19 protein-coding genes are annotated in these 22,436 nt (G+C 61.9%); 13 read left to right on the top strand and 6 right to left on the bottom strand.

Translation table 11 applies throughout. The annotated features are described in order from the left end of the window. Window positions 1-118: 118 nt before the first annotated feature. The 3 genes from BCY88_RS38665 to BCY88_RS38655 are packed head-to-tail and all read right to left on the bottom strand — an operon-like array spanning window position 119 to window position 2,824. A complete protein-coding gene (locus tag BCY88_RS38665) occupies window positions 119-901 on the bottom strand; it encodes a metal ABC transporter permease (RefSeq protein ID WP_120349346.1) in 783 nt (260 codons plus the stop codon). After that, complete coding sequence (locus BCY88_RS38660; RefSeq protein ID WP_120349345.1) at window positions 894-1,853, bottom strand: ABC transporter ATP-binding protein; 960 nt, start codon at window positions 1,851-1,853, stop codon at window positions 894-896. The genes BCY88_RS38665 and BCY88_RS38660 overlap by 8 nt, the downstream gene beginning before the upstream one ends. Next, entirely contained in the window at window positions 1,850-2,824 is a 975-nt protein-coding gene (locus tag BCY88_RS38655; protein WP_120349344.1) for a metal ABC transporter solute-binding protein, read from the bottom strand. Before BCY88_RS38655 ends, BCY88_RS38660 begins: the two co-directional genes overlap by 4 nt. Before the next feature lie 444 nt (window positions 2,825-3,268). On the opposite strand from BCY88_RS38655, the gene BCY88_RS38650 reads away from it, so the two are divergent. From BCY88_RS38650 to BCY88_RS38625, 6 genes are all read left to right on the top strand, one after another. Then, a complete protein-coding gene (locus BCY88_RS38650) occupies window positions 3,269-4,051 on the top strand; it encodes an L-iditol 2-dehydrogenase (protein WP_120349343.1) in 783 nt (260 codons plus the stop codon). A 110-nt stretch (window positions 4,052-4,161) separates the two neighbouring features. Then, a complete protein-coding gene (locus tag BCY88_RS38645) occupies window positions 4,162-5,484 on the top strand; it encodes an ABC transporter substrate-binding protein (RefSeq protein ID WP_120349342.1) in 1,323 nt (440 codons plus the stop codon). 232 nt (window positions 5,485-5,716) lie between these two features. Further along, window positions 5,717-6,652, top strand: coding sequence for a carbohydrate ABC transporter permease (locus BCY88_RS38640; RefSeq protein WP_030101074.1), 936 nt, complete (start codon window positions 5,717-5,719; stop codon window positions 6,650-6,652). Next, on the top strand, window positions 6,649-7,533 hold the full coding sequence (locus BCY88_RS38635) for a carbohydrate ABC transporter permease (protein ID WP_120349341.1): 885 nt from the start codon (window positions 6,649-6,651) through the stop codon (window positions 7,531-7,533). The genes BCY88_RS38640 and BCY88_RS38635 overlap by 4 nt, the downstream gene beginning before the upstream one ends. Beyond that, entirely contained in the window at window positions 7,530-8,231 is a 702-nt protein-coding gene (locus BCY88_RS38630) for an HAD family hydrolase (RefSeq protein WP_120349340.1), read from the top strand. Before BCY88_RS38635 ends, BCY88_RS38630 begins: the two co-directional genes overlap by 4 nt. Before the next feature lie 92 nt (window positions 8,232-8,323). After that, window positions 8,324-9,433 (top strand): ABC transporter ATP-binding protein, encoded by a 1,110-nt coding sequence (locus tag BCY88_RS38625; RefSeq protein WP_120349339.1) that lies wholly within the window; start codon window positions 8,324-8,326, stop codon window positions 9,431-9,433. A 90-nt stretch (window positions 9,434-9,523) separates the two neighbouring features. On the opposite strand, the gene BCY88_RS38620 is transcribed toward BCY88_RS38625, so the two are convergent. The 3 genes from BCY88_RS38620 to dalD form a co-directional block, all read right to left on the bottom strand. Beyond that, the gene (locus tag BCY88_RS38620) at window positions 9,524-10,471 is read right to left on the bottom strand and encodes a sugar-binding transcriptional regulator (RefSeq protein WP_120349338.1); all 948 of its coding nucleotides are present in this window, start codon (window positions 10,469-10,471) and stop codon (window positions 9,524-9,526) included. 78 nt (window positions 10,472-10,549) lie between these two features. Then, the gene (gene xylB, locus BCY88_RS38615) at window positions 10,550-12,031 is read right to left on the bottom strand and encodes a xylulokinase (protein ID WP_120349337.1); all 1,482 of its coding nucleotides are present in this window, start codon (window positions 12,029-12,031) and stop codon (window positions 10,550-10,552) included. A 113-nt stretch (window positions 12,032-12,144) separates the two neighbouring features. After that, window positions 12,145-13,557 carry a D-arabinitol 4-dehydrogenase gene (gene dalD / locus BCY88_RS38610; RefSeq protein ID WP_120349336.1) on the bottom strand — a complete coding sequence of 471 codons (1,413 nt, stop codon included), beginning with the start codon at window positions 13,555-13,557 and terminating at the stop codon, window positions 12,145-12,147. A 387-nt stretch (window positions 13,558-13,944) separates the two neighbouring features. On the opposite strand from dalD, the gene BCY88_RS38605 reads away from it, so the two are divergent. The 7 genes from BCY88_RS38605 to BCY88_RS38575 all read left to right on the top strand — a co-directional run bounded on the left by BCY88_RS38605 (window position 13,945) and on the right by BCY88_RS38575 (window position 22,056). Further along, the gene (locus tag BCY88_RS38605; protein WP_120349335.1) at window positions 13,945-14,928 is read left to right on the top strand and encodes an AraC family transcriptional regulator; all 984 of its coding nucleotides are present in this window, start codon (window positions 13,945-13,947) and stop codon (window positions 14,926-14,928) included. A gap of 126 nt (window positions 14,929-15,054) precedes the next feature. After that, window positions 15,055-16,008, top strand: a complete 954-nt coding sequence (locus BCY88_RS38600) for an ABC transporter substrate-binding protein (RefSeq protein ID WP_120349334.1) — start codon at window positions 15,055-15,057, stop codon at window positions 16,006-16,008. A gap of 70 nt (window positions 16,009-16,078) precedes the next feature. After that, a complete protein-coding gene (locus BCY88_RS38595; protein ID WP_120349333.1) occupies window positions 16,079-17,599 on the top strand; it encodes a sugar ABC transporter ATP-binding protein in 1,521 nt (506 codons plus the stop codon). Beyond that, on the top strand, window positions 17,586-18,593 hold the full coding sequence (locus tag BCY88_RS38590) for an ABC transporter permease (RefSeq protein ID WP_120349332.1): 1,008 nt from the start codon (window positions 17,586-17,588) through the stop codon (window positions 18,591-18,593). Before BCY88_RS38595 ends, BCY88_RS38590 begins: the two co-directional genes overlap by 14 nt. A gap of 38 nt (window positions 18,594-18,631) precedes the next feature. Then, window positions 18,632-19,726: an alcohol dehydrogenase catalytic domain-containing protein gene (locus BCY88_RS38585; protein WP_120349331.1), complete on the top strand. Its 1,095-nt coding sequence runs from the start codon at window positions 18,632-18,634 to the stop codon at window positions 19,724-19,726. 51 nt (window positions 19,727-19,777) lie between these two features. Then, window positions 19,778-21,322, top strand: a complete 1,545-nt coding sequence (locus BCY88_RS38580) for an FGGY-family carbohydrate kinase (protein ID WP_120349330.1) — start codon at window positions 19,778-19,780, stop codon at window positions 21,320-21,322. Next, a complete protein-coding gene (locus tag BCY88_RS38575) occupies window positions 21,319-22,056 on the top strand; it encodes an SDR family oxidoreductase (protein WP_120349329.1) in 738 nt (245 codons plus the stop codon). The genes BCY88_RS38580 and BCY88_RS38575 overlap by 4 nt, the downstream gene beginning before the upstream one ends. Window positions 22,057-22,436: the final 380 nt, after the last annotated feature.

The raw sequence follows: 22,436 nt of genomic DNA, 5'->3' as shown, positions 1-22,436 counted from the left end.
GCTCGGTTAGCCGCTCAGCCGCTCAGCCGCTCAGCCGCTCAGCCGCTCAGCCGCTCAGCCGCTCAGCTATCTGGCGACTCGGCGAAACAGCAAACCGCCGCTCAACGCACCAACCGCCTCAACGCCGCTTCAACAAACTCCCGCCATATACCACTGCCGACAGCACGGTGATCCAGAAGCTCGTCGGCCAATCGGTATAGAACGCCAGCGTCAGACCCAGCCACGCTTGCACCAGTGCGAATACGGCGGCGAGCACGAGACCGGTTGAAAGCCGCGTCGTCATGTTCTGCGCCGCGGCAGCCGGTCCGACCATCAGCGTGAACACCAGCAGCACGCCGACAATCTGCGTGCACGCCGCCACCGCCAGCGCGGCAATCGACAGAAACAGCACCGACACCTTGCGCAACGACACGCCCTTGGCCTCGGCCAGTTCCGGTTGCAGCGAAGCAAACAGCAACGGCCGCATGATCGCCGCGAGCGCCAGCAGACTGACGACACCCAGGCCCGCCAGCACGCCGAGCGTCGACGCATTCACGCCCAGCACGTTGCCGAACAGCAGCGCGGTGACCTGCGTCGCGTACGCGGTGAAGAAGTGCAGGAACAGCAAGCCGAAGCCGAGCGACAGCGACAGGATCACCCCGATCGCGACATCGCGTCCGGCGAGCCGCTCGCCGAGCGCGCCCATGCCGACACCCGCGGCAAGCGTGAAGCCGATCATTCCCCAGATCGGCGAAATGCCGATCAGCACCGCGCCGGTCGCACCCGTGAAGCCGACGTGCGAGAGCGCGTGGCCAGCAAAGGTCTGCCCGCGCATCACCAGAAAATAGCCCACCACGCCTGCCAGCACCGCGACGATCCCCGACGCCGCGAACGCGTTCACCATGAAATCGTATTCAAACATCGTGCGTGTGTCCGTCGCGTGAGTCGTGCTGGTGTGAATGGCCGTGATCGTGAGAATGCCCGTGCGAGTGGCTATGGCCGCCGTTCTCGTCGTGTTCGTGCTCGTGATCGTGTTTTTCGACTTCGACGTCGCCCGACATCACGAAGATGCGCCCGTTCACGCGCATCACGTCGATCGGCGAGCCGTAGAGACGCGACAGCACTGGTCGCGTAATGACTTCATCGACCGTGCCGAGCGCGGCGACGCCGCTGCCGAGATACAGCACGCGATCGAGTGCGTGCAGAAGCGGATTCAATTCATGCGCCGAAAACAGCACAGCGATGCCGAGTTCCTGCTGCACGCGCCGCACCAGTTCGACCACGCTCTTCTGATGATGCGGGTCGAGACTGATCAACGGTTCATCGAGTAGCAGCAGTTTGGGGTTGCCGAGCAGGCACTGCGCGAGCAGCAGGCGTTGACGCTCGCCACCCGACAGCTCCGATAACGGCCGTTCCGCCAGTTGGCGGCCGCCCACCAGATCGAGCACCCGCTCGACGTCCGCGCGGGTTTTACGGTCCGCGTGGGGCAGGCCCCAGCGGTGTCCGTCGGCCGCCATCGCGACGAAATCGCGGCCACGCACGCGGCGCCCGGCCAGCGCGCTGCGCGTTTGCGGCATATAACCGATCGACGCGTTGCCGCGCTCGACCGGCTGTCCCAGCACGCGGATCGCGCCGCTCGCGGCCGGCACGAGACCGAGCACGGCGCGCATCAGCGTGGTTTTGCCCGCGCCGTTCGGCCCGAGCACGCCAATGAATTCGCCCTGATTCACGACGAAGCCGGTGTCGCGCAGAATCGTGCGGCCACCGAGTTCGAGTGTCACGCGCTCGAGTTCGAGCACGGGCGTGGTGCTGCGTCCGCTGGTTGATGCGCTGGTTGATGCATTAGCTGGCGTGCTGCGGCCAGTCTCGGTCATTGGGTTTTTCCTTTGGGCGGGGTGGCCGCCGCATTTGCTGCGCTCGCGTCGCCCGCGGCCAGTGCCGTGGAGAGCGCGTCAAGCTGCGTCAGCATCCACGTCTGATAGGTCTTGCCGGCCGGTTCGGTTTCGGTGACGCTCATGGTCGGCACCTTCGATTGCTGCGCGAGCTTCAACATGCGTTTGGTCAGGGCCTCGGTTGCCTGGCTGTTATAGATCAGAACGCGTACGCGCTTTTCGCGCAGATCGCGTTCGAACGCGGCGATATCGGCCGCGCTTGCTTCAGTGTCGTTCATCGTCGCCAACTGGAAGCGCAAATTGCGCATCGAGAGGCCGATTGCGTCCGACATATAGCCGAACACCGGCTCAGTCGCCGTGACCGGCACGCCGGCATAGCGGCCATGCAGATCGGCGACCTTGGCGTCGATGGGTTTCAGCGAATCGAGAAACTTCGCGAGGTTCGCATCGTACGCCGACTTGTGCGCCGGGTCAGCCGCGACGAGCGCCTCGCTCACCGCGCGCGCCACTTTCGGCATGGTCGCCGGGTCGTACCAGAGATGCGGATTATCGCCGCCTTTCTTGCCGACCAGATCCGCGGCGACGATCGTGGTGCGCTTCGCGCTCTTCGAAGCGGCCAGCAATTTCGCCATCCACGGATCGTAATCGGCGCCGTTGTAGACCACAAGGCTCGCATGCTGCAAGGCGCGCGCCGTCTTCGGGCTGGCTTCGAACAGATGCGGGTCCTGATCCGGATTGCTCAGGATGCTCGTGACGTCGACGCGGTCGCCGCCGAGTTGCTGCACGACGTCACCGTAAAAATTTTCCGCTGCCACCACCGGGATTTTCGCATCCGCGGCAAACGCGCCTTGGCTGAGCGTGAAAGCAGCAGCGGCCGTCGCGCCCATGGCCACGGTTTTCGACAGCGTCAGCGCACGGCGCGCCCCGTTCAACATCGAGCCGAATTTCTTCATTGTCGTTTCCTGCTGCGTGAGAGTTGAATGAATGACAAACGTAGGGAGCGGCACGCTCCGGTGTTCTTGCCGTTGCTCGTGCGCTTATGCCGTCGGCCCGCGGCCGGGACAAACGGCACAACGCAGCACGACGCGGCACCGCGAGGAGCGAGTTCGAAATGATATAACGTATCTCGATTTTTTGGCAGCGGCTTGAACAGAACGCAGCCCCGCCGGTTCGATTTCCCGTTGGCGCAAGCGTGTTGACTAAGGCGGGAAGCGCGTGCGCGACGCATACATAAGCGCTGCAAGCGAGTCCTGCCGCGCTGCACCATCGAAATCTGGTCGAGCGCCTTGACATGACCCGGTCCGTATCCGATCATTCGATCACAAACAGAGCAATTGTTCGCGCAATGAGCGTTCGCTCACCGCGCCTCAAGAAGCGAAACGAACCGGAGACAGGCAGTGGCGGCACGATTGCAGGACAAGGTGGCCATTCTGACGGGCGCGGCAAGCGGAATCGGTGAAGCCGTGGCCCGGCGCTATCTGGACGAAGGCGCGCGTTGCGTGCTGGTCGATGTGAAACCGGCGGACAGTTTTGGCGACGCGCTCGTCGCCGGGTACGGCGACCGTGTGCTGACCGTTAGCGCAGACGTGACGCGCCGTGAGGACATCGAGCGCATTCTTGCGAGCACGCTGGAGCGTTTCGGCCGTGTCGATATTCTGTTCAACAACGCGGCGCTCTTCGATATGCGCCCGCTTCTCGACGAATCCTGGGACGTGTTCGACCGCCTCTTCTCGGTCAACGTGAAGGGCATGTTCTTCCTGATGCAAACCGTCGCGCGGGAAATGGTCGAGCAAGGGCGCGGCGGCAAGATCATCAATATGTCGTCGCAAGCCGGCCGTCGCGGCGAGGCGCTGGTGTCGCACTACTGCGCAACCAAAGCCGCCGTACTCAGCTATACGCAATCCGCAGCGCTCGCGCTCGCGCCGCATAAGATCAATGTGAACGGCATCGCGCCGGGCGTCGTCGACACGCCGATGTGGAAAGAGGTCGACGCGCTCTTCGCCCGCTATGAAAACCGGCCGCTCGGCGAAAAGAAGCGCCTTGTCGGTGAAGCGGTGCCGCTCGGCCGTATGGGTGTGCCGGACGATCTGACCGGCGCTGCCCTGTTTCTCGCGTCGGCGGATGCCGACTACATCACCGCGCAAACCCTGAACGTGGACGGTGGGAACTGGATGAGCTGAGCGGATAGTAGTGCGGATGAGCCGAACCGGCTTGACCGACCCGCTTCACCCTTCGTCATTTTCGTAGAACAAACGCAGCACTACATAACGTACGAGAAAGGAGACAACACATGAAACCAGCTACTCAATCCGCGCTGAAGGCGCTCACTGCCGGCGCTCTGGCGTGCTTTGCGTTGAGCGCCACGGCGGCGACGGTGACCATTGCCACGTTGAACAATCCGGACATGATTGAGCTGAAAAAGCTCTCGCCCGCTTTCGAGCAGGCCAATCCGGACATCAAGCTCAACTGGGTGATTCTCGAAGAAAACGTGCTGCGCCAACGCGCCACTACCGACATCACGACCGGCAGCGGCCAGTTCGACGTGATGACAATCGGCGCGTACGAAACGCCGCAATGGGGCAAGCGCGGCTGGCTCACGCCGCTCACCGGCCTGCCTGCCGATTACGATCTGAACGACGTGGTGAAGACGGCCCGTGACGGCCTCTCGAGCGGCGGCCAGTTGTACGCGCTGCCGTTCTACGTCGAAAGCTCGATGACGTATTACCGCAAGGATCTGTTCGCGGCCAAGGGCCTGAAAATGCCCGATCAGCCGACCTATGAGCAGATTGCGCAATTCGCCGACAAGCTCACGGACAAAGCCAACGGCATGTACGGTATCTGCCTGCGCGGCAAAGCCGGTTGGGGCGAAAACATGGCGTACGCGACGACGGTGGTGAACACCTTCGGCGGCCGCTGGTTCGACGAGAAGTGGCAAGCGCAACTGACCTCGCCGGAATGGAAGAAGGCCATCACGTTCTACGTCGATCTGCTGAAGAAGGACGGCCCTCCGGGAGCGAGCTCGAACGGCTTCAACGAAAACCTCACGCTGATGTCCTCGGGCAAGTGCGCGATGTGGATCGACGCAACGGTGGCCGCCGGCATGCTCTACAACAAGCAGCAGTCGCAGATCGCCGACAAGGTGGGCTTTGCGGCAGCGCCGATCGCCGTTACGCCGAAGGGCTCGCATTGGCTGTGGGCGTGGGCGCTGGCGATTCCGAAGTCGTCGAAGCAGACTGAAGCGGCGAAGAAATTCATCGCGTGGGCCACGTCGAAGCAGTACATCGAACTGGTCGCGAAGGATGAAGGCTGGGCCTCGGTGCCGCCGGGAACGCGTCAATCGACTTACGCGCGTCCTGAGTACAAGCAGGCAGCGCCGTTCGGCGAGTTCGTGCTGAAGGCAATCGAAACGGCGGATCCGGATCATCCGACGCTCAAGCCGGTGCCGTACACCGGTGTGCAGTTCGTCGGCATCCCTGAGTTCCAGTCGTTCGGCACGGTGGTCGGTCAGAGCATCTCCGGCGCGGTGGCCGGTCAGATGACGGTCGATCAGGCACTGGCAGCCGGGCAGGCAACGGCGAATCGCGCCGTGCAACAGGCCGGCTATCAGAAGTAAGCAGGAACATCAGTACCGAAGCCAGGTACTGCGACGTAATGTGAAACGCGCCGGCTGACGCCCGTCAGCCGGCTCACGCAGCACAGCGGGTCGTCCTCGTCATTTATCGCCGCTTATTTACCGGCTATTTGCCACTCACGCGCCGCGACATCGCCTGGCGTCGCGGTGAGTGATGCAGCCAAGGCGGTGTCTTCGCTGGACAGCCCGCGCTTTACCGAACAGGTGGTCAATCATGCGTCCTCTGCGCCTACCTCTCATGCATGCCCATCCTCAGACAGAAAAAGAACGCGAAACCCGCAAAGCCAATTCCGCCCGTTGGCTAGTGTCGCCCTCGGTCGCGGTGCTCGTGCTGTGGATGGCCATTCCGCTCGCGATGACGATCTGGTTTTCGTTCTCGCGCTACAACCTGCTCAATCCGGATCTCAAAGGCTTTGCCGGCTTCGACAACTATAAGTACCTTGCTACCGATCCATCATTCGGGCCGTCGATCGGGCACACGCTCGAACTGATTATCTCGGTACTGGTGATCACGGTGGTAGGCGGTGTGTTGATGGCGATCCTGTTCGACCGCAAGTTCTACGGCCAGGGCGTTGCGCGGCTGCTGGCGATCGCGCCGTTCTTCGTGATGCCTACGGTCAGCGCGCTGATCTGGAAGAACATGATCCTGCATCCCGTGTACGGCCTGATCGCCCAGGGCATGCGCGCGATCGGCATGCAACCGATCGACTGGTTCGCCGATTATCCGCTCACCGCGGTGATCATGATCGTCGCGTGGCAGTGGCTGCCGTTCGCATTCCTGATTCTGTTCACCGCGATCCAGTCGCTCGATCAGGAGCAGAAGGAAGCGGCGCGCATTGACGGTGCGGGTCCGTTTTCGATGTTTTTCTACATCACGCTGCCTCACCTGAAACGGGCGATCGCGGTGGTGGTGATGATGGAGACGATTTTCCTGCTGTCGATCTTCGCCGAAATCTATACGACCACGGGCGGCGGTCCGGGCACCGCGACCACCAATCTGTCGTACCTGATCTATTCGCTGGGCCTGCAACAGTTCGACGTCGGTCTCGCTTCGGCAGGCGGCATTCTGGCTGTGGTGCTGGCTAATATCGTGTCGTTCTTCCTCGTGCGGATGCTCGCGAAGAACCTGAAAGGGGAGTACGAAAAATGAGCCACGTTACCTCTACACCGGCGTCCACCACGACGGCCGCAGTATCCGCCCACGTGTCGGCCAAGTCGCCCTTCGACGCGATTCGCCGTGGCATTCCCGGCGTGATTGCATGGCTGGTCGCGCTGCTGCTGTTCTTCCCGATCTTCTGGATGACGATCACCGCATTCAAGACGGAGCAGCAGGCGTATTCGTCGTCGCTGTTTTTCATCCCGACGCTCGACAGCTTCCGTGAGGTGTTCGCGCGCAGCAACTACTTTTCGTTCGCGTGGAATTCGATTCTGATCTCGCTGGGTGTCACGGTGCTGTGCCTGCTGCTTGCCGTGCCGGCCGCGTACGCGATGGCCTTCTTTCCGACGCGCCGCACGCAGAAAGTTCTGCTGTGGATGCTGTCGACCAAGATGATGCCGTCGGTCGGCGTGCTGGTACCGATCTATCTGCTGTGGAAGAACAGCGGACTGCTCGATACCGTGTCGGGCCTGGTGATCGTCTATACGCTGATTAACCTGCCGATAGCGGTATGGATGTCGTTCACGTACTTCGCTGAGATTCCGCGCGACATTCTTGAAGCCGGACGGATCGACGGCGCGGCCACGTGGCAGGAAATCGTCTATCTGCTGATGCCGATGTCGTTGCCGGGGCTCGCCTCCACCGCGCTGCTGCTGGTGATCCTGTCGTGGAACGAAGCGTTCTGGAGCATCAACCTGTCGAGTTCGAACGCCGCGCCGCTAACTGTGTTCATCGCGTCGTATTCGAGTCCTGAAGGTCTGTTCTGGGCGAAGCTCTCCGCGGCGTCGCTGCTTGCGGTCGCACCGATCCTGATCGTCGGCTGGCTGTCGCAGAAGCAACTGGTACGCGGCCTTACCTTCGGGGCGGTCAAATGACGGAAAGCACGAATGTAGGTCAGTTTGCCTTGATCTGCGATTGCGACGGCGTGCTGATCGACAGCGAAGCCGTGGCGGCGGGCATGCTGGTTCACGAGCTCGAAGCGCGCTGGCCCGATGCCGATGTTAAACCGGTGGTGCTGCCGCTGCTCGGTTTGCGCATCGAAACGGTGCTGCAAGGCACGGCCACGCAACTGGGCAGGAGCCTTGACGCTGAGGATGTCGAATCGATTCGCCACGCCGTGGAAGCGGCGGCCATGCAGGCGCCGGCTGTGCCTGGAATCGAGGCCGCGCTGGCGCAGGTGCCGCTCACCAAGGCCTGCGCGAGCAATAGCTTCCGGCCTTATGTGGAGAACGTGCTGGCGCGCACTGGCCTCGTGAAGTTCTTCGGCGATCGGCTGTTTTGCGCCGATGCGGTGCCGAATCCGAAGCCCGCACCGGATGTCTATCTCGCTGCTGCGCGTGGTCTCGGCCTCGCACCGTCCGCCTGCCTGGTGGTGGAAGACAGCGTGACGGGCGTGACGGCGGCCAATGCAGCGGGTATGACGGTGCTGGGTTTTATCGGCGGCGGTCATGCGAGTGACGCGCAGATCGACGCCTTGCACGCGGCAGGCGCGCGCCACGTTTTCGACGACATGCTGCAGTTGCCGGAACTGGTCGCGCAATGGACGCTGAGCGCGACAGCAGCGGCGCCGTAAGCGCTCGCGTTGGCAGCGAGCGTGGCACTGAGCCTGGCACAGCATCTGGATAAACGAATTAACGCAGTAAGAGCAATACACGGAGACACATCATGGCAAGCGTAACTCTGCGCAACATCAGAAAAGCCTACGACGACAACGAGGTCATGCGTGACATCAACCTCGACATTCTGGATGGCGAATTCGTTGTGTTCGTGGGTCCGAGCGGTTGCGGTAAATCGACGCTGATGCGGATGATCGCCGGCCTCGAGGACATCACCGACGGCGATCTGACCATCGACAACGCACGCGTGAACGACGTGCCGCCCGCCAAGCGCGGCATCGCGATGGTGTTTCAGTCGTACGCGCTGTATCCGCACATGACGCTGTACGACAACATGGCGTTCGGCCTGAAACTGGCCGGCACCAAGAAGCCGGAGATCGACGCCGCCGTGCGCAACGCGGCGAAGATTCTGCACATCGACCATCTGCTCGATCGCAAGCCGAAGCAGCTTTCGGGTGGCCAGCGCCAGCGTGTTGCAATCGGCCGCGCGATTACGCGTAAGCCGAAAGTGTTCCTGTTCGACGAACCGCTGTCGAACCTGGACGCCGCGTTACGCGTGAAGATGCGCCTCGAGTTCGCGCGTTTGCACGACGAACTGAAGACCACGATGATCTACGTGACGCACGATCAGGTCGAAGCCATGACGCTGGCCGACAAGATCGTCGTGTTGTCGGCGGGCAATGTGGAGCAGGTCGGCAGCCCGACCATGCTGTATCACGCGCCGGCCAATCGCTTCGTCGCCGGCTTTATCGGTTCGCCGAAGATGAATTTCATGGAAGGAGTCGTGCAGTCGGTGACGCATGACGGCGTCACGGTGCGCTACGAAACCGGCGAGACGCAGCGCGTCGCGGTGGAGCCGGGCGCGGTGAAGCAGGGCGACAAGGTCACCGTCGGCATTCGTCCGGAGCATCTGCACGTGGGCATGGCCGACGACGGCGTGTCGGCGAAAACCATGGCGGTCGAATCGCTCGGCGATGCGGCGTATCTGTATGCCGAATCGAGCGTGGCGCCAGACGGTCTGATTGCGCGGATTCCGCCGCTCGAACGCCATAGCAAGGGCGAAACGCAACGGCTCGGCGCTACGCCTGAGCATTGCCATCTGTTCGACAGCGAAGGGAAAGCCTTCCAGCGGAAGATCGTCGAAGTGCTGGCTGCTTAAGTTAGTGAAATGAGTCAGTGAAATAAGTCAGTGAAGTAAGTCAGTGAATTGAGGAAGGCGGCCAGTGTGCCGCTTTCCTCGAACTGAAGATCATGCTTCGAGCGCCGCTCGCGCGCACAACTCGTCGGTCACCAGTCCCGACAGCCAGCCGCCTTTGAGCACGGCGATCAGCGCCTCGCGCTTGCGCTCGCCGCCGGCAAAACCGATGGTGGGTCGGCGCGGTGGAGAATCGAGCGCGATACTGGTGACGCGACGGCCCATCGGCGATTCGACGTGCGCACCGGCCGCATCGATCGGCAGGCCGAGCATTTCGGCTATCGCACGGTTCTGCATCAACTCCTTCACCTCCGCGGAGGTGATGAAACCGTCTTCGTGCAACGGACATTTCGGCCCGATATTGCCGATGCCGACGAACGCGACATCCGCCTTGGCCAATAGCGATTCGACGATCCGGTAAAGCCGGTGATTGCACCACTGTGCGCGTTCGGCCTCGCTATCGGCGAGCAACGGCGCGGGCAGCAGAAAATGCTTGCCGCCGGTCTTCTCCGATATGTGCAGCGCGACGTCGTAGCGGTTCGAGGAGCCGTCCGAAGCGATCGCCCCGACCATCGATACCAGCCGGTGCTGCGGACGCTCCAGCTGCGCGATCTGATCGACCGCGGCCTTCAGCGTACGGCCGCTACCTACAGCGACCACCATCGGTTTTTCTTCGACGAGATAGCGTTCCATGACCTGGGCGCCGGCCACCGCCAGCTTGCGGTCGACTTCTTCCGAGGTGTCGCTGTCGATCGGTACGACTTCGCACATGCTCAGACCGTAACGCTTCGAGAGTTGATCGGCGAGCGCGAGGCAATCAGCCAGTTTGTGATCGACGCGTACGCGAATCAGGTTCTTTTCCACCGCGAAGGCGACCAGCCGCTGCGCAACCGGGCGTGACACCTGGAGTTTCTCGGCGATCTCGTTCTGGGTGTTGCCTGCGACGTAGTAAAGCCATGCGGCGCGGGTAGCAAGATCTAATTTTTCTGTGGACTTGGGCACGGTGACGGTCCGCTTGAGGTGCGCCGATGATAACAGCCGGTGCCTGCGTCTCGACGGGACCCGGCTGCGGTTTGCCGGTTAGGCGAGCGGCTGCCGCGCGGAGTCGAACAGCGGCCGCACGTGGCGGTAGAGCGCGCGATACGCTTCGAGCCGGTTGCGCAGATCGGCGTGGCGCTGCGGGTTCGGCGTGAACTCCTTTTCGATCGGCGGCTTGGTCAGCACCTTGGCCGGGTCGCCGCCCGCGGCCAGCCAGCCGAGGCGTGCGGCGCCGAGCGCCGCGCCCGTTTCACCGCCGCCGTGCTTGCGGGTGGCGGTATCGAGCGCGTCCGCGAGCAGTTGTGCCCAGTAGTCGCTGCGCGCACCGCCGCCGAGCAGGGACAACGCCTTCGCTTCGGTGCCGGCCGCGCGCAATGCGTCGAGGCCGTCGGTGAGGGCGAGCGTCACGCCTTCGAGCACCGCGTAGCCGAGCAATGCGCGGTCGGTCGCGTGATTCATGCCGAAGAACACGCCTTGCGCGTACGGGTCGTTGTGCGGCGTACGTTCACCGGAGAGATAGGGCAGAAAGAGCGGCGCGGTGGTCAAGGCCGCTGCCGGCAGTGCTTCGATCTCGGCGAGCAGGGTCGGCTCGTCGGTCGAGGTGAGCTTGCAGACCCAGCGCAAACAACTCGCCGCCGACAGCACGACGCTCATCTGATGCCAGCGGTCCGGAATCGCATGACAGAACGCGTGCACGGCGGAAGCGGGGTTCGGACGGAAGCTGTCGCCGACTACGCACAACACGCCCGACGTGCCGAGCGAAACGAAGCCATCGCCCGGTTGCGTGGCGCCGATGCCGATCGCGCTCGTCGCGTTGTCGCCACCGCCGGCCGCGACGATCACGCCGTCGCTCAGGCCGAACTCGCGCGCCACCGCAGGCAGCAGGGTGCCGGACGGCGCGCTGCCTTCGCACAAGCTGGGCATCTGCGCGCGCGTCATGTTGCAGGCGGCGAGCAGTGAATCGGACCAGTCGCGTTTCGCGACGTCGAGCCACAGCGTGCCCGCCGCATCCGATGGATCGGACACCTTGCCGCCCGTCAGTTGCAGGCGCAGGTAGTCCTTCGGCAGCAGCACGCAGGCCGTCTGCGCGAAGATCTCGGGCTCGTGGCGCGCTACCCACAGCAACTTGGGCGCGGTGAAACCGGGCATCGCGAGATTGCCGGCCACGGTATGCAATTCCGGCGCGCGCTCGGTCAGCTCCGCGCATTCCTTATCGCTGCGCATGTCGTTCCACAGAATCGCGGGCCGCAACACGCGATTCTCCGCGTCCAGCAGCACGGCCCCGTGCATCTGCCCCGAGAGACCGATGCCGCGAATCTGCGCGAACTCGTCCGGATGTCTGGCGCGCAATGCGGCCAGCGCCGCGCGCGTGCCGGCCCACCAGTCTGCGGGATTCTGTTCGGCCCAGCGCTGATGCGGGCGCGAAACGGTAAAGGGTGAGCCTGCGGTGCCGATCACGCGTCCGTCGGAGGCGAGCAGCAGGACTTTCACTTCGGACGTGCCGAGGTCGATGCCGAGATACATGGGCGCGAAACCTTCGTCGTTAGGGATGCGCTACTTTAGCCGCATAGGGCGAGCGGTGCCATGCGCATTAAGCCTGGCACCGGCGTGGTTCGTGTCGTTCGATAGAGCGCGGCTCAGGCGGCGCCGCGCTTCGCCAGCCATACGTCGACACGCGCCAGCGCACCCGCCAACGCCGATTCGAGCGCCGGCGTCTGCGCCATGCTGCCCCACAGCAGACGGTCGGCGGCGAATGCCCGCAATGGATCGGGCGCGCTGAAGAAGCCGCGCGCGACGCGCTCGTCCATCACGCCATCCTGGTACGCATACGGCAAGGTACCGGCGTTCCACCGTTCGAGGAAGCGGAAGAATAGCGCCGGCAACATCGCCGTCGCCGCAGGCGTGACGCCACGCTCGAAGCATTCGACGAGCGTCGGCGCGATAAAGCCAGGCAGCTTGGAAAAGCCATCGGCCGCGACACGCTGGTTGGTATCCTGGATGTAGGGATTGCCGAAGCGGTCGAGCACCACGTCGCGATAGCGTTCGAGATCGAGCGGACTCGGCGTGAGACACGGAATCACGTCTTCGGTCACGTAGTCGAAGGCGAACTTGTTGATGTCCGGGTCGAGCGTGCCTTCGTGAATGTAGTTCAGTCCGACCAGCGTGCCCGCCCACGCAATGCAGCTATGTGTTGCGTTGAGAATGCGGATCTTCGCTTCCTCGTACGGCAGCACCGAGTCGACCAGTTCCGCGCCGACCTTTTCCCACGCGGGGCGTCCGGCGCTGAAACGGTCTTCGATTACCCACTGGATGAAGGCCTCACCCATCACCGGGCAGGCGTCGTCGACACCGGTCGCGGCTTTGACGCGTTCGCGCACGTCGGGTGTTGGGCGCGGCGTAATGCGATCGACCATCGAACTCGGGCACGCGGTGTTGTCGTCGAACCATTGCGCCAGTTCGTTTGCGCCGCGCCGTTCGAGAAACTCGCTCATCCCCGCATGAAAACGCTCGCCATTGCTGCGCAGGTTATCGCAGGTCTGCAGCGTGACAGGGCCGCCGCCACGCTTCATGCGGGCGTCGAGAATGGCCGCGAGCGCGCCGTAAATCGTGACGTGGCCGCCGTTCAGATCGACCGCGAGATCCGCATTGGCCGTGTCGAGTTCGTCCTGTTCGTCGAGGTAGTAGCCGCCTTCGGTGACGGTGAACGCAATGATCTTGCAGGCCGGATCGGCGCCCGCTTCGATCAGCGCATCGAGACTCTCGGTCCACGGCAGGACGCGGTCAATCGAGCGAATCGTCTCGTACGCGCGCTCGCCCTGCGGCGTGACGGTCTCGAGCGTATAGACGCCGTTTTGCGCGGCAAGCGCGTCGAGCACCGCGTTCATATCGTTGCGGATATTGCCGACCGTCAGCGACCAGTGCGGCTCGCCCGCCACCTTCGCCTCGTTCAACCGATGGAGATACCACGCCTGATGCGCGCGATGAAACGATCCCGCGCCGATGTGCAGGATCACGTGTGCGGCCGCGCCGCTGCCTTGTCCGCTATTCATGTGCGTCTCCTGAATGTCTTCGCTCGCACGGCTCGAAGCCTGCGTTTTTTCTTGGGTTGGAGCATTTGCTCTGTCTGTGAGCGAATGATCGTACCCGGCGAATCGAATGTCAAGGCGGCATCAGCGGCTTTTCGTGGCGCAGCGCGGCGCGGCGGGACTTTCGGCGCGATTCGCGAGGTACCTGCGCGTTGCGGGACGTGTCTTACGGTGCGTATTGCATTGCATCAAATTTGACTCTCGCGGCGTCCGGATTAACCCGAATGCAAAAAAGTATCGGTCCGCGGTTTGATTTTTAGTGGTGGATCAGGCTTTTGAGCGCTACTTTTCGCTATACAAGATGAAGTTCAGCGGCACGTGCAACACGCCGCTTCATGGAGGAAGACGCGAATGCAACCCGATCTGGAAGTCGTCGCCGTCAGGCGCGATGAATCCTTCAAAGTGTGGTCGCACGGCTATCCGTATCGCACGGTGCGCTGGCACTTTCATCCGGAATACGAAATCCATCTGATCGTGGCGACGACCGGCAAGATGTTCGTCGGCGACCATATCAGCAGCTTTGTGCCCGGCAACCTCGTGTTGATGGGACCGAACCTGCCGCACAACTGGGTCAGCGACGTGCCGCAAGGCGAGACCATTGCGCAGCGCAATCTGGTCGTGCAATTCGGCCAGGAGTTCGTGTCGGGTTGCATGGGCAGTTTTCCGGAGTGGCACCAGGTCGAGGCGCTGCTTGCCGATTCGCGCCGCGGTGTGTCGTTCGGTCCGCAAACGAGCGCGGCGATCCAGCCGTTGTTCCTCGAATTGCTGGCGGCGCGCGGACTGCGCCGTCTTGTGCTGTTCATGTCGATGCTCGAGATCCTGATGAACGCCGAGGATCGCGAGACGCTCGCGAGTCCCGCCTATCAGGCCGACCCGACCGGTTTCGCGTCGACGCGCATCAATCACGCGCTCTCGTATATCGGCAAGAACCTGTCCAACGATCTGCGCGAATCGGATCTCGCGCAACTGGCCGGCCAAAGCGTGAGTGCGTTCTCGCGTTACTTTCGCCGTCATACGGGGCTGCCGTTCGTGCAGTACGTGAACCGCATGCGTATCAATCTCGCCTGCCAACTGCTGACGGACGATGAACTGAGCGTCACCGATATCTGCTTCAAGGCGGGCTTCAACAACCTGTCGAACTTCAACCGGCAGTTTCTCGCGGTCAAAGGCATGGCGCCTTCAAAATTCCGTCGCTATCAGCAACTGAACGACGCGAGCCGCGACGCTTCCGAAGAAGCCGCCGCGCGCGGCGCGGGCATCGACAATGCGCCCGCGATCGTGCTCGCGCCAGATTTGCCACGCACCGCCGCAGCGGCGGCCTATCCGCCGACGTAGTCCCAGGCAACGCTTCACCCCGAAGCGTTTCAATTCACCCCCGCGTTTCAACACCTATCGCGCAGTCCCTGGACAGCGTGAGGGACGTGCTCACTTCATCGACTAGTTTTAATAACGGAGACAACCATGACCCAATCCATTTCGAAGCAGGCATCGCTGAAAACCTTCGTGCGCAGCACGGCTGCTCTTGCGACGCTCGCGTTCGGTCTTTCGTTCATCGTCGCCCCGGCAGCCCAGGCCGCGCCGCTGAAGATCGGCATGACGTTTCAGGAACTCAACAACCCGTACTTCGTGACGATGCAAAAGGCGCTCAACGATGCGGCAGCGTCGATCGGTGCGACGGTGGTCGTGACCGACGCGCATCACGACGTCAGCAAACAGGTCAGCGACGTTGAAGACATGCTGCAAAAGAAGATCGACATCCTGCTTGTGAATCCGACCGATTCGACCGGCATTCAATCGGCGGTGACGTCGGCGAAGAAAGCGGGCGTGGTGGTGGTCGCCGTCGATGCGAATGCGAACGGCCCGGTCGACTCTTTCGTCGGTTCCAAGAATTTCGACGCAGGTGAGATGGCCTGTGACTATCTTGCCAAGGCAATTGGCGGCAGCGGCGAAGTTGCGATTCTCGACGGTATTCCGGTGGTGCCGATTCTCGAACGCGTGCGCGGCTGCAAGGCGGCGCTTGCGAAAGTGCCGGGCATCAAACTCGTGGACACGCAGAACGGCAAGCAGGAGCGCGCGACGGCGTTGTCCGTGACCGAGAACATGATTCAGGCCCATCCGAATCTGAAGGGCGTGTTCAGCGTGAACGACGGCGGCTCGATGGGCGCGCTCTCGGCGATCGAATCGTCGGGCAAGGACATCAAGCTGACCAGCGTCGACGGCGCGCCGGAGGCGATTGCCGCGATCCAGAAACCGAATTCGAAGTTCATCGAAACGTCGGCGCAATTCCCGGCCGACCAGGTGCGGATCGCGCTCGGCATTGCGCTCGCGAAGAAGTGGGGCGCCAATGTGCCGAAAACCATTCCGGTCGACGTGAAGATGATCGACAAGAGCAATGCCAAGGGTTTCAGCTGGTAAGCCAAGTGCTCGCCGCCGTGTGCATGTGCTGCTTCGATGAACGTGGCGGCGAGCAGCAGAGGAGGACCCGATGGACACGATACTCAAGCTCGACAACATCACCAAAAGCTTTCCCGGCGTGAAGGCGTTGCAAGGCATTCACCTTGAGATTGCGCGCGGTGAGATTCACGCCTTGCTCGGCGAAAACGGCGCAGGCAAGTCGACGTTGATGAAGATCCTGTGCGGCATCTATCAACCGGATGAAGGCACGATCACGATCGCGGGTGAGGCGCGCCACTTCACGAATTACCACGACGCGGTTGCTGCGGGCGTCGGTATCGTGTTTCAGGAGTTCAGCCTGATTCCGTATCTGAACGCGGTGGAGAACATGTTTCTCGGCCGTGAATTGAAGAACGGTTTGGGTCTGCTCGAACGCGGCAAGATGCGGCGCGCGGCCACCGCCATTTTTCAGCGGCTGGGCGTGGCGATCGATCTATCGGTGCCGATTCGCGAATTGTCGGTCGCGCAGCAGCAGTTTGTCGAAATCGGCAAGGCGTTGTCGCTGGAGGCGCGCATTCTGATTCTGGATGAACCGACCGCCACGCTAACGCCCGCGGAAGCCGAGCATCTGTTCACGATCATGCGCGATCTGAAGAAGCAGGGTGTTGCGATGATTTTTATCTCGCACCATCTGGAAGAGATCTTTGAGGTGTGCGACCGAATTACGGTGTTGCGCGATGGTCAGTACGTCGGCATGACAGAAGTTGCGCAGTCCGATGTGAACCACCTGGTGGAAATGATGGTAGGGCGCCGCATCGAAAACAGCTTTCCGCCCAAGCCGCCGCTGCGCACCGACGCGAAGATCGTGCTCGACGTCGAGAAGCTGCAGCTGCTCAAAGACAGCCCGATGCTGCGCTTCACGCTGCGCGAAGGTGAGATTCTCGGTTTCGCAGGACTGGTCGGTTCGGGCCGCACGGAAACCGCGCTGGCCGTGATCGGCGCGGACCCGGCTTATGTGAAAGAGATCCGTATCAACGGCGCGACGGCGAAACTGTCCGATCCCGCCGATGCGTTGCGCGCCGGTGTCGGAATCTTGCCCGAGAGCCGTAAGACCGAAGGTCTGATCACCGATTTCTCGATCAAGCAGAACATCTCGATCAACAACCTTGGCAAATACCGCTCGCTGCGTTTCTTTATCGACCAGCGCAGCGAAGCGCGAGCCACTGCGGACATCATGAAACGCGTTGGCGTGAAAGCCCCGACGATGCATACCGAAGTCGCAACGCTCTCCGGCGGCAATCAGCAGAAGGTGGTGATCGCGCGCTGGCTGAATCACCACACCAACATTCTCATCTTCGACGAACCGACGCGCGGCATCGACGTCGGCGCTAAAGCCGAAATCTATCTGCTGATGCGCGAACTCACCGCGCGCGGCTACTCGATCATCATGATCTCGTCCGAACTGCCGGAGATTGTCGGCATGTGCGACCGCGTCGCCGTGTTCCGGCAGGGCCGTATCGAAGCCATGCTCGAAGGCGATCAGATCGACTCGAACGCCGTGATGACCTACGCCACAGCCGGCACACGTGGAGCAACTCATGAACACGCCTAATCCCTCTTCATCGCCGAAAACATCGACCGTTAGTGGCGACACGCCGGGTGCGCCGGTGCGCTTTACATGGGCAGCGTTGAAGCGCTCGACGCTGTTCTATCCGTTCATCGGCCTCTTGGTGGTGTGCGTCGTGATGGTGTTTGCGAGCGACAGCTTCCTCTCCGCCGCGAACATCGAGAACGTGCTGCGCCAGGTGTCGATCAACGCGATCATCGCCGTTGGGATGACCTGCGTGATCCTGACTGGCGGCATCGACCTGTCGGTTGGTTCGGTGATGGCTTTGTCGGGCACGCTTGCCGCGGGTCTGATGGTCGCCGGTATGAATGCGGTGGCCGCGCTGGCGATCGGCATAGCGGTCGGTTTGGGCTTTGGCGCCGCGAACGGCTTCTTCGTCGCGTTCGCCGGCATGCCGCCGATCATCGTCACGCTTGCGACCATGGGGATCGCGCGCGGCCTTGCGCTGATCTATACGGGCGGCTATCCGATCGACGGTCTGCCCGACTGGGTCAGCTTCTTCGGCAGCGGCAAGATTCTTGGTGTCCAGGCGCCTGTCGTGATCATGGTGGTGATCTATGCCATTGCCTGGGTGTTGCTCGAACGCATGCCGTTTGGCCGCTACGTGTATGCGATTGGCGGCAACGAGCAGGCGACGCGTCTTTCGGGCGTGCGCGTGGCGCGCGTGAAACTGATTGTCTACACGCTCGCCGGTTTGACCTCCGCTTTCGCCGCCATTGTGTTGACTGCGCGCTTGATGAGCGGCCAGCCGAACGCCGGCGTCGGCTTCGAGCTCGACGCCATTGCCGCCGTGGTGATGGGTGGTACGTCGATCTCAGGTGGACGTGGTTCGATCATCGGCACTTTGATCGGTGCGTTGCTGCTGGGTGTGCTGAACAACGGGCTGAACATGGTCGGCGTGAATCCGTATGTGCAGAACGTCATCAAGGGCGGAATTATTTTGCTGGCGATCTACATCAGCCGCGACCGTAGAAAGTAATTTTCCACTGACTTATCCATTTTTAGCAGGACCATGCAATGACTCAATCCACGCAATCTGATAAGCAGGACATGACCGCGATCGTCTGCCACGCGCCGAAAGACTATCGCGTCGAACAGGTGTCCAAACCAAAGGCGCGCGCGCATGAACTGGTGATTCGCATCGCCGCGTGCGGCATTTGCGCGAGCGACTGCAAATGCCATTCGGGCGCGAAGATGTTCTGGGGCGGCCCGAGCCCGTGGGTCAAAGCGCCGGTGATTCCGGGGCACGAGTTCTTCGGTTTCGTCGAAGAAATCGGCGAGGGCGCGGCCGATCACTTCGACGTCAAGCTCGGCGATCGCGTGATCGCCGAACAGATCGTGCCGTGCGGCAAGTGCCGCTATTGCAAATCCGGCCAGTACTGGATGTGCGAAGTGCACAACATCTTCGGTTTTCAGCGCGAAGTTGCGGACGGCGGCATGGCCGAATACATGCGTATTCCGCCGACGGCGATCGTCCATAAGATTCCCGACGGCATCTCGCTCGAAGATGCGGCGATCATCGAGCCGCTCGCATGCGCGATCCACACGGTGAACCGCGGCGACCTGCAACTCGACGACGTGGTCGTGATCGCGGGCGCGGGTCCGCTGGGTTTGATGATGACGCAAGTTGCGCATCTGAAAACGCCGAAGAAGCTCGTCGTGATCGACCTGGTTGAGGAGCGTCTGGCACTTGCGCGTGAGTACGGAGCGGACGTGACGATCAATCCGAAACAGGACGACGCGCTGGCGATCATTCATTCGCTGACGGACGGCTACGGTTGCGACGTCTACATTGAAACGACCGGTGCGCCGGTCGGTGTCAACCAGGGCATGGAGATGATCCGCAAGCTTGGGCGCTTTGTCGAGTTTTCGGTGTTTGGCGCGGAGACGACGCTGGACTGGTCGGTGATCGGCGACCGTAAGGAGCTCGATGTACGCGGCGCTCATCTCGGCCCATACTGTTATCCGATTGCGATCGATTTGCTGGCGCGCGGGCTTGTTACGTCGAAGGGTATTGTCACGCACGGCTTTTCGCTGGAAGAATGGGACGAAGCAATCAAGGTTGCCAACTCGCTCGACTCGATCAAGGTGTTGTTGAAGCCGCGAGCCTGAAGCTCGGGCGTAACGCTAGTCATGGGCGAGCGGCACATAAACGGAGACTGTATGGACTACGTCATCGGCGTCGATATCGGCACGCAGAGCACGAAGGCGCTGCTGGTCGATCAGCACGGCGCGATCGTCGCGCAGCATGCATCGAGCTATCAGCCGGATACGCCCAAGCCGCTATGGGCCGAGCAATGGCCGGCTGTGTGGTTGAAGGCGGTGGTGGAGTGCATCGCCGCATGCGTAGACAAAGGGAAGGCGGCCGGCGTCGCGGCGAAGTCGATCAAGGCGCTATGCGTGAGCAGCCTGTATGGCGGCTCGGGGATTCCTGTCGACAGCGAAATGCGGCCGCTTTATCCCTGTCTGATCTGGATGGACCGGCGCGCGACCGATCAGGTCGAATGGGTGCGTGAAAACATCGATCTCGAGCGCTTATATGCCATCACGGGCAATGGCGTGGACAGCTATTACGGCTACACGAAGATGTTGTGGCTGCGCGATCACGAGCCGGATGTGTGGGCGCATACGCGTTACTTCCTGCCGCCGAATGCTTATGTGATTTATATGCTGACCGGTGAGGTCGCCGTCGATCATAGTTCGGCGGGGAATATCGGCGGCATTTACGACATCGGCAAGCGCGACTGGTCGGATGAGGCGCTCGACATGCTCGGCATTCCGGCGACGATGATGCCGGAGCGCTTGGTGGAATCGTCGGACGTGGTCGGAGGATTGTTGTCGCAGTGGACCGGGCAGCTTGGATTGGAGGCGGGCACGGCGATCGTGGCGGGTGGTGTGGATGCCGCGGTGGCGACGTTTGCCGCGGGCGTCACGCGCGCGGGGCAGCACGTTGCCATGATCGGCACGAGTATGTGCTGGGGATATATCAATCAGACCGTGGATGCGCGGCATGGACTGATCAGCATGCCGCATGTGTTCAACGGTCAGCGCGATATTTACGTGTTTGGCGGTGCGATTACGGCGGGTGCTTCAGTGACGTGGTATCGCGAGCAGTTTTGTCACGCGGAGACTGAGGCGGCGCGCGCGCTACCGGATGGGGATCCGCACCGGTTGCTTGAGGAAAGTGCGTCACAGGTCCCGGCGGGTTCCGACGGCGTGATGTTCCTGCCGTATTTGATGGGCGAACGAAGCCCCGTGTGGGATGCGAAGGCGAGCGGGGCGTTTGTTGGACTAAGCCTGTTTCATACACGAGCGCATCTGTATCGCGCGGTGTTGGAAGGCGTGTCGTTTGCGTTGAAGCACAACATCGAAGCGGGACGTAAAGGTGCGCAGTCGCTCGATGACAAGTTGATCGTGGTGGGCGGTGCCGCGCATTCCGATCTCTGGATGCAGATCATCGCGGATATTACCGGCTACCCGGTCTATACGATCGAGCAGGACGTGGAGGCGGCGATGGGTGCGGCGTTGCTGGCCGGTGTCGGTATAGGCATAGTGTCGCGTGAAGAGGCGCAGAGCGGATGGGTCACGCTGATTGAACGTGCGGAGCCGAACGCGCAGCGGATGGCGATGTACGAGCAGCGGTTCGGTGTTTATACGGATTTGTATCCGGCGTTGAAGCCGGTCATGCATCGGTTGCAATCATCATGAATGCTACGTTTGATTTTTCTGGTCGCTCGATTCTTGTGACGGGTGCGTCGAGTGGAATTGGTCGCGCGACGGTTGAGGCGTTGTGCGCGTCCGGTGCGAATGTGGTCGCGGCAGCACGGAATGTGAACGAACTCGCGCGATTAGCCGAGGAAACGGGCTGCGAGCCGCTGATGCTGGATGTGAGCGATGAAACCGCTATCGACGAAGCGCTAGGTTCACTCGACGTGTTCGACGGACTCGTGAACTGTGCGGGGATTGCGCTGCTTGAACGGGCGGTGGACACGACCGGGGCGAGTTTCGATCGCGTGATGGGAGTGAATGCGCGTGGCGCGGTATTGGTTGCGAAGCATGTGGCACGTGGGATGATCGAAGCGAAGCGCGCCGGCAGTATCGTGAACGTTTCCAGTCAAGCCGCGCTTGTGGCGCTGGATGATCATCTGAGTTATTCGGCTTCCAAGGCAGCGCTGGATGCTGTTACGCGTGCATTGTGTGTCGAGTTGGGGCCGTTCGGTATTCGGGTGAATAGCGTCAATCCGACCGTGACGCTGACGCCGATGGCGGTGCAGGCGTGGAGTGATCCTGCGAAGCGGGATCCGGCTTTGAAGGCGATTCCGTTGCACCGCTTCGCGGAGTCCGCAGAGGTTGCCGCACCGATCATGTTTTTGTTGAGCGATGCGGCGTCGATGATTAGCGGGGTTTGCTTGCCGGTTGATGGGGGGTATACGGCGAGGTGAGGGGCTTGGTTGCTACGGATTAATGTCGGTGCGCGCACGGTGTAACGGCGAATCGCGTCTAGGATTTCACTACACTCGCACGGCCGCCAGGTCACGAATGACGTTTAAGGGCCCGCATACGAGCGGGCCTTTTTTATTGGCCATGGGCTATGACGTTTGCACTCCGACTGCGGAAATTTCCAGCTCTCGCAGGTCGGTGGGGCCGTCGGGTGGATCGACTCCGACTGTCGCGCTCGCGCCAATGGACGATTGGATGACGGGTCGATGACTGTGCACATAGCAGGTCCCGCCATCTTGGGTAGTCAATTTGGTGCTTTTCAATTTCCTTGAACACCTCCACGTGGGGTTTGTTGGCACATCCGTTTGTGGCTGATCCTGCG

Source organism: Paraburkholderia fungorum (assembly GCF_003610895.1).
GTDB lineage: Bacteria > Pseudomonadota > Gammaproteobacteria > Burkholderiales > Burkholderiaceae > Paraburkholderia > Paraburkholderia fungorum_B.
The sequence above is the reverse complement of the archived record's forward strand: the minus strand, read 5'-3'. Positions and strand labels throughout refer to the sequence as shown.

Excerpts from the sequence above, each read along its gene's own strand:
- BCY88_RS38635 (WP_120349341.1), top strand. The coding sequence starts at position 6,649 with ATGAGCCACGTTACCTCTACACCGGCGTCCACCACGACGGCCGCAGTA.
- BCY88_RS38630 (WP_120349340.1), top strand. The coding sequence starts at position 7,530 with ATGACGGAAAGCACGAATGTAGGTCAGTTTGCCTTGATCTGCGATTGC.
- BCY88_RS38625 (WP_120349339.1), top strand. The coding sequence starts at position 8,324 with ATGGCAAGCGTAACTCTGCGCAACATCAGAAAAGCCTACGACGACAAC.
- BCY88_RS38655 (WP_120349344.1), bottom strand. The coding sequence starts at position 2,824 with ATGAAGAAATTCGGCTCGATGTTGAACGGGGCGCGCCGTGCGCTGACG.
- BCY88_RS38640 (WP_030101074.1), top strand. The coding sequence starts at position 5,717 with ATGCGTCCTCTGCGCCTACCTCTCATGCATGCCCATCCTCAGACAGAA.
- BCY88_RS38585 (WP_120349331.1), top strand. The coding sequence starts at position 18,632 with ATGACTCAATCCACGCAATCTGATAAGCAGGACATGACCGCGATCGTC.
- BCY88_RS38575 (WP_120349329.1), top strand. The coding sequence starts at position 21,319 with ATGAATGCTACGTTTGATTTTTCTGGTCGCTCGATTCTTGTGACGGGT.
- BCY88_RS38580 (WP_120349330.1), top strand. The coding sequence starts at position 19,778 with ATGGACTACGTCATCGGCGTCGATATCGGCACGCAGAGCACGAAGGCG.
- BCY88_RS38595 (WP_120349333.1), top strand. The coding sequence starts at position 16,079 with ATGGACACGATACTCAAGCTCGACAACATCACCAAAAGCTTTCCCGGC.
- BCY88_RS38665 (WP_120349346.1), bottom strand. The coding sequence starts at position 901 with ATGTTTGAATACGATTTCATGGTGAACGCGTTCGCGGCGTCGGGGATC.
- BCY88_RS38590 (WP_120349332.1), top strand. The coding sequence starts at position 17,586 with ATGAACACGCCTAATCCCTCTTCATCGCCGAAAACATCGACCGTTAGT.
- BCY88_RS38660 (WP_120349345.1), bottom strand. The coding sequence starts at position 1,853 with ATGACCGAGACTGGCCGCAGCACGCCAGCTAATGCATCAACCAGCGCA.
- xylB (WP_120349337.1), bottom strand. The coding sequence starts at position 12,031 with ATGTATCTCGGCATCGACCTCGGCACGTCCGAAGTGAAAGTCCTGCTG.
- BCY88_RS38645 (WP_120349342.1), top strand. The coding sequence starts at position 4,162 with ATGAAACCAGCTACTCAATCCGCGCTGAAGGCGCTCACTGCCGGCGCT.
- BCY88_RS38605 (WP_120349335.1), top strand. The coding sequence starts at position 13,945 with ATGCAACCCGATCTGGAAGTCGTCGCCGTCAGGCGCGATGAATCCTTC.
- dalD (WP_120349336.1), bottom strand. The coding sequence starts at position 13,557 with ATGAATAGCGGACAAGGCAGCGGCGCGGCCGCACACGTGATCCTGCAC.
- BCY88_RS38600 (WP_120349334.1), top strand. The coding sequence starts at position 15,055 with ATGACCCAATCCATTTCGAAGCAGGCATCGCTGAAAACCTTCGTGCGC.